This window comes from Variovorax fucosicus (assembly GCF_030316825.1).
GTDB classification, from domain to species: Bacteria; Pseudomonadota; Gammaproteobacteria; order Burkholderiales; family Burkholderiaceae_C; genus Variovorax; species Variovorax fucosicus.
In genome coordinates this window covers 1,117,271-1,130,428 of the sequence record NZ_JASZYU010000002.1, presented here as the reverse complement: position 1 = coordinate 1,130,428, position 13,158 = coordinate 1,117,271, and the positions used below count along the sequence as shown (strand labels likewise).

General features: G+C 68.9%; 13 protein-coding genes. All 13 read left to right on the top strand.

Going from position 1 to position 13,158, the window contains the following annotated elements:
• On the top strand, positions 1-811 hold an 811-nt coding region (locus QTI05_RS17555; RefSeq protein ID WP_286657831.1), incomplete at its 5' end, for a (2Fe-2S)-binding protein.
• Between the two features lie 25 nt (positions 812-836).
• Positions 837-1,628, top strand: a complete 792-nt coding sequence (gene cobA, locus QTI05_RS17550) for a uroporphyrinogen-III C-methyltransferase (protein WP_286624894.1) — start codon at positions 837-839, stop codon at positions 1,626-1,628.
• Positions 1,629-1,832: 204 nt separating this feature from the next.
• A complete protein-coding gene (gene paoA / locus QTI05_RS17545; protein WP_286624895.1) occupies positions 1,833-2,477 on the top strand; it encodes an aldehyde dehydrogenase iron-sulfur subunit PaoA in 645 nt (214 codons plus the stop codon).
• Positions 2,474-3,424 (top strand): FAD binding domain-containing protein, encoded by a 951-nt coding sequence (locus tag QTI05_RS17540; protein ID WP_286624896.1) that lies wholly within the window; start codon positions 2,474-2,476, stop codon positions 3,422-3,424. The genes paoA and QTI05_RS17540 overlap by 4 nt, the downstream gene beginning before the upstream one ends.
• Positions 3,425-3,427: 3 nt before the next feature.
• Positions 3,428-5,626 carry an aldehyde oxidoreductase molybdenum-binding subunit PaoC gene (gene paoC / locus QTI05_RS17535; RefSeq protein ID WP_286624897.1) on the top strand — a complete coding sequence of 733 codons (2,199 nt, stop codon included), beginning with the start codon at positions 3,428-3,430 and terminating at the stop codon, positions 5,624-5,626.
• A gap of 19 nt (positions 5,627-5,645) precedes the next feature.
• On the top strand, positions 5,646-6,125 hold the full coding sequence (locus QTI05_RS17530) for a (R)-mandelonitrile lyase (protein ID WP_286624898.1): 480 nt from the start codon (positions 5,646-5,648) through the stop codon (positions 6,123-6,125).
• A complete protein-coding gene (locus QTI05_RS17525) occupies positions 6,122-6,529 on the top strand; it encodes a carboxymuconolactone decarboxylase family protein (RefSeq protein WP_286624899.1) in 408 nt (135 codons plus the stop codon). Before QTI05_RS17530 ends, QTI05_RS17525 begins: the two co-directional genes overlap by 4 nt.
• Positions 6,526-7,953: an MFS transporter gene (locus QTI05_RS17520; protein ID WP_286624900.1), complete on the top strand. Its 1,428-nt coding sequence runs from the start codon at positions 6,526-6,528 to the stop codon at positions 7,951-7,953. Before QTI05_RS17525 ends, QTI05_RS17520 begins: the two co-directional genes overlap by 4 nt.
• 77 nt (positions 7,954-8,030) lie before the next feature.
• Entirely contained in the window at positions 8,031-9,059 is a 1,029-nt protein-coding gene (locus tag QTI05_RS17515) for a P1 family peptidase (RefSeq protein WP_286624901.1), read from the top strand.
• 18 nt (positions 9,060-9,077) lie between these two features.
• Positions 9,078-10,439: a TAXI family TRAP transporter solute-binding subunit gene (locus QTI05_RS17510; RefSeq protein WP_286547396.1), complete on the top strand. Its 1,362-nt coding sequence runs from the start codon at positions 9,078-9,080 to the stop codon at positions 10,437-10,439.
• Between the two features lie 10 nt (positions 10,440-10,449).
• Entirely contained in the window at positions 10,450-12,219 is a 1,770-nt protein-coding gene (pabB, locus tag QTI05_RS17505) for an aminodeoxychorismate synthase component I (protein WP_444812918.1), read from the top strand.
• A 51-nt stretch (positions 12,220-12,270) separates the two neighbouring features.
• Positions 12,271-12,789 (top strand): MerR family transcriptional regulator, encoded by a 519-nt coding sequence (locus QTI05_RS17500; RefSeq protein WP_286624903.1) that lies wholly within the window; start codon positions 12,271-12,273, stop codon positions 12,787-12,789.
• Positions 12,695-13,147: a carboxymuconolactone decarboxylase family protein gene (locus QTI05_RS17495; RefSeq protein WP_286624904.1), complete on the top strand. Its 453-nt coding sequence runs from the start codon at positions 12,695-12,697 to the stop codon at positions 13,145-13,147. Before QTI05_RS17500 ends, QTI05_RS17495 begins: the two co-directional genes overlap by 95 nt.
• The last annotated feature ends 11 nt before the right edge of the window (positions 13,148-13,158 follow it).

The following is a 13,158-nucleotide window of genomic DNA, read 5'->3' as shown; positions in this document are numbered from 1 at the left end:
GATGCACTGGGGCGAGGAGCACCTGAGCGGGCGCTCCAGCACGGGCGAGCGCCTGGCCGGCATCAACGCGCTGACGAGTCCCGCCTTCTGCCCGGATTCCAAGCAGCCCGAACTCAAGCATGCGGCGGTGAAGATCCTCAAGGCCGAGCTGCCGTGGAGCTTGCTGGCGGCGGCTTGGCTGCCGCAGGATCGGGCACTGGCGGCGGCCCAGGCGCTGCGCGCCCTGATGCCTTCGTTTGCCTTTGCCAGTTGCGTGCCGTTCGGCACCGGGGCAGCCCTCTCCAGTGGGGTGGTCGAGCGCACGGGGGTGCTGTTTCGCGCCGCGGCCTACGAGCCCCCGCCTGATGCAGTGCTGGCGCAGATCGAAGGCTTGCTGGCCCTCGACGGTGCCGATGCCTTGCGCTATGCCGACCCGAAGCGCGGCCAGCGCCGCGCGGTTCGACTGGTGCGCGATGGCGAGAACGCCCTGCTCGAAGCCTTCCTGCTGGGCGGCGACACGCGCGCCGAGGCGTGGATCAAGGCCTTGCTGCAGGATCAGTTGCCCGCGCAGGCCTACGGCCGCCAGTTGCTGCGCCCGGGTGCGACCGCGCCGGTCGGCATTGCCGCGCGCGGCAAGGTCGTCTGCAGTTGCTTTGGCGTGACGCAAACCGCGATCGGCGAGCGCCTTGCCAGTTGCTCGGGCTCCGAAGACGAGCGTCTCGCCGAGCTTCAGGGCGCGCTGAAATGCGGCACCAACTGCGGCTCCTGCATTCCGGAACTCAAACGCATGGTGCGCGCCAGCACGGCTGGCACGCTTGTCGCAGTGCCATGAACAACTTCCACACCCACTTCGCCAGATGAAGCGCCACCTCGATACCCTCGGAACCTGCACGTTGGTCGGTGCCGGCCCCGGCGACCCGGATCTCCTGACGCTGAAGGCCGTCAAGGCGATCCATGCGGCCACGGTGCTGTTCGTCGACGACCTGGTGAACGACGCGATCCTCGGCTATGTGCGTCCGGATGCGCGCATCGTGCACGTGGGCAAGCGCGGCGGCTGCAAGAGCACGCCCCAGGCCTTCATCGAAAAACTCATGATCACGGCCGTGCGCGAAGGCGAGACCGTGGTGCGCCTCAAGGGTGGCGACCCGTTCATCTTCGGGCGCGGCGGCGAAGAGGTGGAGCACCTGCGCGAAGCGGGCATCGAATGCAGCGTGGTCAACGGCATCACCGCCGGCCTGGCGGCCGTCACCTCGCTCGGGGTGCCGCTCACGCACCGCGACCACGCGCAGGGCGTGGTGTTCGTCACCGGCCATGCCAAGACCGGCGCGGGCGCGGCCGAAGACCCGACCGACTGGCGCGCGCTGGCCGCCACCGCGCGCGACGCGCGGCTCACGCTGGTGATCTACATGGGCGTGGCCGGTGCCGGCCACATCCAGGGCGAACTGCTGCACGGCCTGCCGGGCGCCACGCCCGTGGCCGTGATCCAGCATGCGAGCCTGCCGCACCAGCGCCACATCGTGACCACGCTGGCCCGGCTGCAGGCCGGCATCGCCGAGGCCGGGCTCGCAAGCCCCTCGGTGATCGTGGTGGGCGATGTGCTGCAAGGCCTGGCCGCCGCGCAGCTGCCGGCGGGCCGCTTCGGCACCTGAACCTCCGGTTCAGCCCTCGGCAGCAGTTGCGCAGACGGCAACTGCATCACGCCGAGCCCGACATCCCGGGCGGTTGACTATCAACCGGAACTTGTTAGTCCTTCAAGGTTGCACCGCCTATTCGGCGCGAAGGTTCAGACCTAGAGTTGGTCGAGGCCGAGCGCCAAGCCGGCCAGCCACCACGACGAAGGAGCGACAAGCGACATGAAGACGCCCGACGAGTTCACCATTTCCCGACGCGGCCTGCTCAAGGCCGGCGCCGTGTCCGCATCGGTGCCGGCAATGGCCGCCGCGGCGCCAGCGGCCGCCGCGCCTGCCCGCGCGGCGAGCGGCCCGCAGCCCTTGCCCGTGACGCTGAGCGTCAACGGCAAGACGCAGCGCCTGGTGCTGGACACCCGCACGACCTTGCTCGACGCGCTGCGCGAGCACCTGCACCTGACCGGCACCAAGAAGGGCTGCGACCATGGCCAGTGCGGCGCCTGCACGGTGATGGTCGATGGCCGCCGTATCAACTCGTGCCTGACGCTCGCCGTGATGCACGAGGGTGCCAAGGTCACCACAATCGAAGGCCTCGGCCAACCCGGCAACCTGCATCCGATGCAGGCCGCCTTCGTCAAGCATGACGGCTACCAGTGCGGCTACTGCACGCCGGGACAGATCTGCTCGGCGGTGGGGATGCTGGGTGAAATCGCCCAGGGCGTACCGAGCCACGTCACGGCCGACCTGGCCGCGACGCCGCAGCTCTCGACCGTCGAATTCCGTGAACGCATGAGCGGCAACATCTGCCGCTGCGGCGCCTACAGCAACATCGTCGACGCGATCTCCGAAGTCGCGGGGGTGAAAGCATGAGGGCCTTCAGCTACGAGCGCGTGACCTCGCCCGCGCAGGCGGTGGCGGCGGCTGCACGCGCACCGGGCGCACGCTTCATCGCAGGCGGCACCAACCTGCTGGACTTGATGAAGCTGGAGATCGAGACGCCCGGCCATCTGATCGACGTCAACGGCCTCGGCTTCGACAAGATCGAGGCCACGCCCGACGGCGGCCTGCGCATCGGTGCGCTGGTACGCAACACGGATCTGGCTGCCGATGCGCGCGTGCGGCGCGACTATGCGCTGCTGTCGCGCGCATTGCTCGCAGGTGCTTCGGCCCAGTTGCGCAACAAGGCGACCACCGCGGGCAACCTGCTGCAGAGAACCCGCTGCGCCTATTTCTATGACACCAACCAGGCCTGCAACAAGCGCCAGCCGGGCAGCGGCTGTTCGGCGATCGGCGGCGTCAACCGGCAGCATGCGGTGGTGGGCGCGAGCGACGCGTGCATCGCGACGCACCCGAGCGACATGGCCGTTGCGATGCGCGCGCTGGACGCGAAGGTCGAAACCGTGCGCGCCGGTGGCGCGCGCCGCACGATCCCGATCGCGGATTTCCACCGGCTGCCCGGCGCCACGCCGCAGATCGAGACTTCGCTCCTGCCGGGCGAGTTGATCACCTCGGTCACGCTGCCGGCGCCGGTGGGCGGCAAGCACGTCTACCAGAAGGTTCGCGACCGGGCCTCCTATGCGTTTGCACTGGTGTCGGTTGCCGCGATCGTGCAGCGGGACGGTTCCGGCCGCGTGGCATTGGGCGGCGTGGCGCCCAAGCCGTGGCGGCTCGAAGCAGCCGAAGCGCAGTTGCCCCGCGGCGCCCGGGCCGTGACGGCGGCATTGCTGGCCGGCGCCCGGCCGACCGAACAGAACGCCTTCAAGGTGACGCTGGTCGAGCGCACGCTCGACGCGGTGCTGACGGAAGCAAGGAGCTGAACCATGAAGTTCGACAAACCCGCCACCACCAACCCGATCGACCAGCTCAAGGTGATCGGCAAGCCCGTGGACCGCATCGACGGCCCGCTCAAGACCACCGGCACGGCGCCCTATGCCTATGAGCGCCATGACGTCGCGCCCAACGCAGCCTTCGGCTACATCGTCGGATCGGCGATCTCCAAGGGCCGCATCACATCGATGGATCAAAGCCGTGCCAAGGCCGCGCCCGGCGTGATTGCCATCGTCACGGCCGAGAACGCAGGCAAGCTCGGCAAGGGCGAATGGAACACCGCCCGATTGCTCGGTGGCCCCACGATCGAGCACTACCACCAGGCCATCGCACTGGTCGTTGCGCAGACCTTCGAAGAGGCACGCGCGGCCGCGCAATTGATCAAGGTCGAGTACGCCCGTGCGGAGGGCAGCTTCGACCTCGCGACGGCCAGGGCTTCGACAGAGAAGAAGACCGCCGACCGCAACAGCGCGATCGGCGACTTCGCCGGCGCGTTCGCGAAGGCGGAGGTCCAGCTCGACGAAACCTACAGCACGCCAGACCACTCGCACGCCATGATGGAGCCGTTTGCGACGACTGCCGCGTGGAACGGCGACAAGCTCACGGTCTGGACATCGAACCAGATGGTCGACTGGACCACGAACGAGCTGGCCACAACGTTGGGCATTGCCAAGGACAAGGTTCACCTCATGTCGCCCTACGTCGGCGGCGGCTTCGGTGCGAAGTTGTTCCTGCGTGCAGATGCATTGCTGGCTGCGCTGGGCGCGCGCATTGCGCGCCGTCCGGTGAAGGTGGCGATGCAGCGGCCGCTGATGGCCAACAACAGCACGCACCGGCCGGCCACGATCCAGCGCATCCGGCTTGGTGCCAACAAGCAAGGCAAGCTCACGGCCATCGGCCACGAGAGCTGGTCCGGCAACCTGGTCGGCGGCAAGCCCGAGAACGCGGTGCAGCAAACGCTGTGGCTCTATGCGGGCGAGAACCGCTTGACCGGCACGCGGCTGGCCCAGCTCGACCTGCCCGAAGGCAATGCGATGCGCGCGCCGGGCGAGGCGCCGGGGTTGATGGCGCTGGAGATCGCCATCGACGAAATGGCCGAGCGGCTCGGCATGGATCCGCTGGAGCTTCGCGTGCTGAACGACACCCAGGTCGACCCTGCCAACCCGGCCCGTCGTTTTTCCGAGCGCCGCCTGATCGAATGCCTGCGCACCGGTGCGCAGCGTTTCGGGTGGGCGCAGCGCAGCGCCAAGCCTGCGCAGCGCCGCGAGGGCCGCTGGTGGATCGGCACCGGCATGGCCGCGGCGTTCCGCAACAACCAGGTCACCAAATCGGGCGCCCGCGTGCGGCTCGATGGACGCGGCGTGGTCACCGTGGAAACCGACATGACCGACATCGGCACAGGCAGCTACACCATCATCGCGCAGACCGCCGCGGAAATGATGGGCGTGCCGCTCGAGCGCGTGGTGGTGCGGCTCGGCGACTCGTCCTTCCCGGTGTCGGCGGGCTCGGGTGGGCAGTGGGGCGGCAACTGTTCGACTGCAGGCGTGTATGCGGCCTGCGTCAAGCTGCGCGAAGCGGTCGCGCAACGCGCCGGCCTGCCGGCAGACGGCGCGAGCTTCACCGACGGCATGCTGCGTGCGGGTGGGCGCAGCGTGTCGCTCGCGGAAGCCGCTGGAGAAAGCGGCATCGTGGTCGAGGACACGATCGAGTTCGCCGAGCTGAGCAAGCAGTACCAGCAATCGACCTTCGGCGCGCACTTCGTCGAGGTCGCGGTGGATGCCTTCACCGCCGAAGTCCGCGTGCGACGCATGCTGGCCGTGTGTGCGTCGGGCCGCATCCTCAACCCCAAGTCGGCACGCAGCCAGGTCATCGGCGCCATGACCATGGGCGTCGGCGCAGCGCTGATGGAGGAACTCGCGGTGGACAAGCGCCTGGGCTTCTTCGTCAACCACGACCTGGCCGGCTACGAGGTGCCCGTGCATGCCGACATACCGCACCAGGAGGTGATCTTCCTGGACGAGACGGATGCCATCTCGTCGCCGATGAAGGCCAAGGGCGTGGGCGAACTGGGCATCTGCGGCGTCGGCGCTGCCGTGGCCAACGCCATCTACAACGCGACCGGCGTGCGGGTGCGCGACTACCCGGTCACGCTCGACAAGCTGATCGACCGCATGCCTTCCATGACCACCTGATACCCCGCAAGGAACACGCATGAAATCCATGGCAATGACCGCCATCTCCCTTTCGATGGCCGCGTCGGCGCTGGCGCAGGGCGACAGCAACGGCCTGCAGATCGCCCGCAACGGCACCCAGCCGTCGGCCAGGGGCCCGGCTGACTATTTCACCGGGACGGTGCGGGTGGATCCGCTGTTCCCGCAGCCCAAGGGGCCGACCCGCGCGACCGGCTCGTATGTGACCTTCGAGCCCGGCGCCCGCACTGCCTGGCACACCCACCCGATCGGCCAGACGCTGGTCGTCACCGCCGGCGCGGGCCGGGTGCAGCGCTGGGGCGACCCGGTGCAGGAGATCCGTCCGGGCGACGTGGTCTGGATTCCGCCGGGCCAGAAGCACTGGCATGGCGCCTCCCCGACCACCGCCATGACGCACATCGCGATCACGGAGCAATCGGATGGCAAGGCCGTCGACTGGCTCGAGAAGGTCAGCGACACGCAGTACGGGAGCGCGCAATGAAGTCCGTCGCAAGTTCATTCGCCACCCTCGCGGTGGCGCTGTCCGCCGCGACGTCCGCGTCTGCGCAAACCCCGGCGCCCGCCCCCTCCCAAGCCGCCACGCGGGCCCAGCAGATGTTCGGCGACATCTCGCCGAAGTTTGCGGAACTCACGGACAACGTGCTGTTCGGTGACGTATGGGCGCGCCCGGGCCTCTCGCCGCGCGACCGCAGCCTGGTGACCGTCACCGCACTGATCGCCATGAACCGTCCCGACCAGCTTCGCCCTCACCTCATCCGGGCCCGCGACAACGGCGTGACACAGGAAGAGCTGATCGAAACCATCACGCACCTCGCGTTCTACGCCGGCTGGCCGAGCGCGGTGACTGCGATCTCCGTGGCCAAGGAAGTGTTCCAGAAGAAATGACCGCAGCGCAAACCGCAACGGGCGTCGACCACAGCTCGCGCGGGCGCGAGGCCGTGCTCGCCATCATCGTCGCGAGCTACCTGATGATCGTGATCGACATCTCGATCGTCATCACGGGCCTGCCGAAGATCCAGGCCGGCCTGCGCTTTTCGCCCGTGGGCCTTTCGTGGGTTCAGAACGCCTACACGCTGACCTTCGGCGGCCTTCTGCTGCTTGGTGCGCGCGCGGGGGACATCCTCGGCCGCCGGCGGATGTTCATCACCGGTCTCGCGATTTTCACGCTGGCATCGCTGGCGATCGGCCTGGCGCAATCGCCCGCCTGGCTGCTGGCCTCGCGTGCGGTGCAGGGCATGGGTGCTGCGATCCTGGCGCCCTCGACGCTGGCGTTGCTGTCCACCCATTTTGCAGAGGGGCCGGAGCGAACCCGCGCGCTGGCGTACTACGCCGCCGCGGCAGGCGTGGGCGCGAGCCTGGGCCTGGTGCTGGGCGGGCTCGTCGCCGACCTGCTCTCGTGGCGCGTCGGCTTCTTCATCAACCTGCCGATCGGGATTGCCTTGATGCTCGGCGCGCGCCGCTGGTTCGCAGAGACGCCGAAGCGGGCGGGCCGCCTGGATCTGACGGGCGCCGTGACTTCGACGCTCGGCATGAGTGCGCTGGTGTTCGGCCTTGTGCGTTCTGCCGAAGCAGGCTGGGGCGACGCGGTTGCGCTCTGCTCGCTGACGGCCGGGCTCGCACTGCTGGCCTTCTTCGTCTTCAACGAGTCGCGTGCGCAGCAACCCATTCTTCCGCTGCGCCTGTTCGCCAGCCGCGAGCGCAGCGCGGCCTACGCCACGCGCGTGCTGTTCCTGGGCGGCATGGTCGGCTTCTGGTTCTTCATGACCCAGTATCTCCAGGGCGTGCTCGGCTTGCGGCCGCTCGAAGCCGGCCTCGCCTTCCTGCCGGCCACCATTCCCAACTTCATCGCAGCGATGATGGTGCCGCGCCTCACGCGCAAGTTCGGCAACGCGCGCCTGCTGGCTGCCGGCCTGGCCATCGGTGTCTGCGGTATGGCCTGGCTGGCACTGGTCTCGGCCCATACGCCGTACTGGACCAGCATCGCGTTGCCGATGATCCTGATCGGCATCTGCCAGGGCGGCGTGCTGGGCCCGTTGACCCTCGCTGCCGTGGCGGGCGTGAACAGCGAGGACGCGGGAGCCGCCTCCGGGCTCGTGAACGTCGCGCACCAGCTGGGCGGCTCGCTCGGGCTCGGCGTGCTGGTCGTCGTGTTCGCCGCGGCGGGTTCCGTTTCTTCCCTCGGGCCCGAGCAACTGGCGCACCGCGTGGCGGCCACGTTCGAAGCCAGCACGGTGATGCTGCTGATCGCGCTTGCCATCGTGCTGGTCTTCATCGTGCGGCCAGCCCGGTTGCGGCGGGCTGTCGCCTAGGCAGGGCGGCAGGCAGCGCTCCGGGTTTGCTGCGCATTTTTCCGGCGCAAGTCGGGCGGGCCGTATCATGGCCGCCGATGTCTCCTACCCCCTTGCACGGTACCGCTTCCGGCGGTGCCATCACCGATGTTTCCGGCATCGAAGTCGGCCACTTCAGCGACACCCGCCGCCCGACCGGCTGCACCGTGATCCTCACTCGCGAAGGCGCCGTGGCTGGCGTCGATGTGCGCGGCGCCGCGCCCGGCACGCGCGAAACCGATCTGCTCTCCCCTGGCAATCTCGTGGAGCGAGTCCACGGCATCATGCTGGCCGGCGGCAGCGCCTGGGGCCTGGCCGCGACCGACGGCGCGATGCGCTGGCTGGAAGAACGCGGCATCGGCATGGACGTGCGCTTCGGCACGCTGCCGATCGTGCCCGCCGCCGTGCTGTTCGATCTGCCGATGGGCGATGCGCGCTTCCGACCCGATGCGCAGTCCGGCTACGCGGCCTGCGAAGCGGCGTCGAGCCAGCCTCCGGCCGAGGGCAATGTCGGCGCCGGCAGCGGCGCGCTGGTGGGCAAGCTGTTCGGCGTCGATCGCGCGATGAAGGGCGGCATCGGCACGGCCTCCGTCACGGTCGGCGGCGTCACGGTCGGTGCGCTGATCGCCTGCAACGCACTGGGCGATGTGATCGACCCCGATACGGCACAGGTGGTGGCCGGCGCGCGCACGACGGACGGCAAGGCCCTGCTCGACACGCGCCGCGCGCTGCTGCGCGGCGAGCGCCCCAAGCCCTTGCTGGCCGGCACCAACACCACCCTCGGCGTGATCGCGACCGATGCAGTGCTCACCAAGGTGCAGGCGAACCGGCTCGCGATGGTGGCGCACGACGGCCTGGCGCGCAGCATCAACCCGGTGCACACCATGAGCGACGGCGACACGCTGTTCGCGCTGGCCACCTGCCGCGTGCCACCGACCGACGACACGCCCGGCATGACGGTGCTGAGCGCCATGGCGGCCGAGGCCGTGGCGCGCGCCACGGTGCGCGCAGTGCGTGCGGCGCGCTCCGTGACGGTGGGCGACCTGCACATCCCCTCGGCAGCCGACCTGGCTGCGCCACGCGGCTGAAACTCAAGGAAGACAACCATGGCGTTCCCAAGAACCCTGAAGCTGATCCTGCTGTCGATCCGCGACCTGATCGTCTCGGCCGGACCGATCGTCTTCCTCGTGATCGGCCTCCTGATCGCGGCCTACTGGTGGCTGCAGCCACAACCGCCCAAGCACGTGACGCTGGCCACCGGCCCCACGGGCAGCGCCTATGCGCAGTTCGGCAAGCGCTATGCGACCGCGCTCAAGGCCAACGGCATCGAGGTCGAATTGAAGGCCACCTCGGGTTCTTCCGAAAATCTGCAACTGCTGCGCAGCGGCGGCGCCGACGTGGGCTTCGTGCGCGGCGGCAGCGCCGACCCGGTGGCAGACGAAGAGGCGGGGCTCAATTCGCTCGGCAGTCTCTTCTTCGAGCCGCTGTGGCTGTTCTACCGCGCCGACACGGCGCACAGGATCGACCGCAAGACCGGCACGCTGACCTCGCTCGCCCAGTTGCGCGGCCTGCGCGTGAACGTCGACATGCCGGGCAGCGGGCTGCCGGAAATCATGGAACGGCTGTTCAAGGCCAACCGGCTCGGCCCCGATGAGGTGCAGCTGTCGAACCTCGAGCAGGCCGCCGCGGCCGAGGCGCTGCAGGCAGGTCTGCTCGATGCCATCGTGCTGTCGTCGGCGCCGCAGTCACCGCAGGTGCAGCGCCTGCTGCGCACCGGCGACATCAAGCTGATGGACTTCGGCCAGGCCGATGCCTACACCCGGCGCTTTCCGTTTCTCTCGGCCGTGTCGCTGCCGCGCGGCGTGGTCGACCTGTCGAAGGATCTGCCGCCGGCCGATGTGTCGCTGCTCGCGGCCACCACCTCGCTGCTGTCGCGCGACGAAACCCACCCTGCCCTGCGGCAGCTGTTCGCGCAGGCGGCGCAGACGGTGCACAGCGACGCGGGCTGGTTCAACCGCGCGCGCGATTTTCCGAACACCCGCACCAGCGAGCTGCCGGTGAGCCCCGAGGGCGACCGCGCGATCAATGGCACGCCGCCCTTCTGGCAGCGCTACCTGCCCTTCTGGGCCAGCAACCTGGTCGAGCGCATGTGGCTGGTGCTCGGTGGCCTGCTGGTGCTGATGCTGCCGCTGAGCCGAGTGATCCCGCCGCTCTACCAGTTCCGCGTGCGGCGGCGCGTGTTCCGCTGGTATGCGCGGCTGCGCGACATCGAGGGCAAGGTGGACAGCAAGCAGGGCGAGCGCGACGCGCTGCTCAAGGAGCTCGACGAGCTCGATCGCGTGGTCAACAAGGTGGCCGTGCCACTGTCGTATGCCGACGAGCTCTATGCGCTGCGCAACAACATCTATGCGGTGCGCAAGCGGGTGCTGGCGGGCGCGGCGGCGGCCAGGCCGGCAGGATCTGCCTGACGGTTCGGTCTTGCAGACGCTGATCGATTTCGCCGAACCGCGAGGCGACGCAACCGCGCGGCTGCGCGTGGCTTTCGGGGCGCCTTCGCGCGTGCTCGTTGCGCGCACACCCGACGAAGTGCGGCCGGTGCTGGAGACGGTCGAGGCGCTGGCCCGTGAAGGGCACTGGTGCGTGGGCTACCTGCGCTACGAGGCGGCGGCGGCCTTCGACCCTGCATTCGCGGTACACGCGGGCGAAGGGCCGCTGGCGTGGTTCGGCGTGCACGATGCCGCACAGCCCTGGCCCGAAACGGACACGGCTGGCGACCGCGTGCCCGCTGTCGATTGGCAAGCCGGCCTTTCGCGTGCCGCGTTCGACCGGAACATGCAAGCCATTCACCGTGCGATCGGGAACGGCGAGCTCTACCAACTGAACTACACGGCGCCGTTGCGGGCCGAATTCCATGGCCATGCGCGCGCCTGGTTCGAGGCCCTGCGAAAGGCGCAACCCGACGGCTACGCCGCCTTCATCGACACCGGCGAAGAGCAGGTGCTGTCGGTGTCGCCCGAGCTGTTCTTCGATTGGCACGGCGACCGGATACTGGCCCGCCCGATGAAAGGCACGGCGCCGCGCGGCGCCACGGCCGCCGAAGACGAAGCGCTGGCGCTGCGGCTGCGCACCGTACCCAAGGAGCGGGCCGAGAACGTGATGATCGTCGACCTGATCCGCAACGATCTCTCGCGCGTGGCCCAGCCCTTCTCGGTGCGCGTGCCCCGGCTCTTTCACACCGAAGCGCTGCCCACCGTGTGGCAGATGACCTCCGATGTCGAAGCGGCGGTGCGCGACGGCGTCTCGCTGGTGGATGTTTTCGCGGCGCTGTTTCCGTGCGGCTCCATCACCGGCGCGCCCAAGGTCAGTGCGATGCGCATGATCCGCGAGCTGGAGCCCGAGGCGCGCGGCGTGTACTGCGGCGCCGTGGGCATGGTGCGGCCGGGCGGGCACGCGACCTTCAATGTGCCGATCCGCACCGTGACGCTGCGCGGCACCGAGGCACGATGCGGCATTGGCAGCGGCATCACGGCCGATGCGGGCGCCGACGCGGAATGGGAAGAGTGGCGCCACAAGCGGGCGTTTCTCGGGCAAGGCAACACGGCAGTATCGTCTGCGGCCATGAGTCCCTTCGAGCTGCTCGAAACCCTTGCACTGGTCGACGGCGCGCTGCGCGATGCGCCGGCGCACCTGTCGCGCATGCGGAACGCAGCCGCGCACTTCGGCTACCCGTGGAACGAAGCGCTGCTGGCGGCATGCCTGCAGCGGCTGAGCGACGACCATTCGACGGGCGCGTGGCGCGTGCGCCTGCTGCTCGATGCGCAAGGGCAGCCGCGTGCGCAAGCCTTTGCCATGGACGCCGCACCGGCGCGCGTGCGCCTGCAACTGGCCGCTCGCGCATTCGCCGAAGCCGACAGCGAGTTCTCGCGCTTCAAGACCACGCGCCGCGCGCACTACGAGGCCTTCGCACCCACCGCCCCGGGCGTGTTCGACACCCTGCTGTGGAACCGCCGCGGCGAGATCACCGAGTGCACGCGCGGCAACATCGCCCTGCTGCTCGACGGCCGCTGGCTCACGCCGCCGCTGCGCTGCGGCCTGCTGAAAGGCATTGGCCGGACAAACCGCCTGCGCGACGGGCAGCTTGCCGAAGCCGTCGTGCGGGTGGACGATCTGCCTCGCGTGCAGGCACTGGCCTTCGTGAACAGCCTGCGCGGCTGGATCGACGCCGATCTTTGCGACCCGCAAAAATAGTTCAACAAGGCGCTTGACTTAGAGCGCGCTCCAACTTCGAGAATCAACGCCATGGAAACCGGTTTGACCATTGCGGAAGTCGCACAGCGCACCGGCCTCACGGCCCACACGCTGCGCTACTACGAGCGCATCGGACTGATCGCCGCGGTGTCCCGTGCACCGGGCGGCCAGCGCCGCTATGCGAGCGCCGACATGGACTGGCTGGCTTTCCTGTTGCGCCTGCGCGAGACCGGCATGCCGATTCAAGGCATGCAGGCCTTCGCCAGGCTTCGAAGCCAGGGGGACGCCAGCGCCAGCGAACGGCGCGAGGTGCTCGAGCAGCACTTTGCCGAGGTTCAGGCCAGGGTGGCGGCACTGCAGCAATCCATGCAGGCGCTTGCGCTCAAGATCAGGCACTACCGTGCGATCGAAGCCAAGGCGAAGCGTCCCTCGCGTACTCCGTTATCGGGCACTGCCCCGGAAAGAAAGACGAGCGATGACGAACACACAGCAAAGCCCAAGCAACAGCAACAGCAACGGCAACCTGCGCTACGAACGCGGGCTGGCCAGGCTCCGGGAAATCGACGGTGAAGGCGGCATCAAGGTAGTCGAGAGCCTGGCCGACATCGCGCCCGACTTTGCCCGCCTCGTTATCGAGTTTCCCTTCGGCGACATCTACTCGCGCCCCGGCCTCGACCTGCGCTCACGCGAGATTGCGGTGGTGGCGGCGCTCACGGCAATGGGCAATGCGGCGCCACAGCTCAAGGTGCACATCCAGGGCGCGTTGAACGTGGGCGTGACGCGCACGGAGATCGTCGAAACCATCATGCAGATGGCGGTGTATGCCGGGTTCCCCGCGGCCTTGAACGGACTGACCGCGGCCCGGGAGGTGTTCGCCCGCGCCGAGGTTGCGACCCGCGCCACGGCCACAGTCACCGCCACAGCTTGATCTTTTTTTGA

Bases quoted from the DNA above. Each gene is read 5' to 3' on its own strand.
- cobA (WP_286624894.1), top strand. From the start codon at position 837: ATGAAGCGCCACCTCGATACCCTCGGAACCTGCACGTTGGTCGGTGCC.
- paoA (WP_286624895.1), top strand. From the start codon at position 1,833: ATGAAGACGCCCGACGAGTTCACCATTTCCCGACGCGGCCTGCTCAAG.
- QTI05_RS17540 (WP_286624896.1), top strand. From the start codon at position 2,474: ATGAGGGCCTTCAGCTACGAGCGCGTGACCTCGCCCGCGCAGGCGGTG.
- paoC (WP_286624897.1), top strand. From the start codon at position 3,428: ATGAAGTTCGACAAACCCGCCACCACCAACCCGATCGACCAGCTCAAG.
- QTI05_RS17530 (WP_286624898.1), top strand. From the start codon at position 5,646: ATGAAATCCATGGCAATGACCGCCATCTCCCTTTCGATGGCCGCGTCG.
- QTI05_RS17525 (WP_286624899.1), top strand. From the start codon at position 6,122: ATGAAGTCCGTCGCAAGTTCATTCGCCACCCTCGCGGTGGCGCTGTCC.
- QTI05_RS17520 (WP_286624900.1), top strand. From the start codon at position 6,526: ATGACCGCAGCGCAAACCGCAACGGGCGTCGACCACAGCTCGCGCGGG.
- QTI05_RS17515 (WP_286624901.1), top strand. From the start codon at position 8,031: ATGTCTCCTACCCCCTTGCACGGTACCGCTTCCGGCGGTGCCATCACC.
- QTI05_RS17510 (WP_286547396.1), top strand. From the start codon at position 9,078: ATGGCGTTCCCAAGAACCCTGAAGCTGATCCTGCTGTCGATCCGCGAC.
- QTI05_RS17500 (WP_286624903.1), top strand. From the start codon at position 12,271: ATGGAAACCGGTTTGACCATTGCGGAAGTCGCACAGCGCACCGGCCTC.
- QTI05_RS17495 (WP_286624904.1), top strand. From the start codon at position 12,695: ATGACGAACACACAGCAAAGCCCAAGCAACAGCAACAGCAACGGCAAC.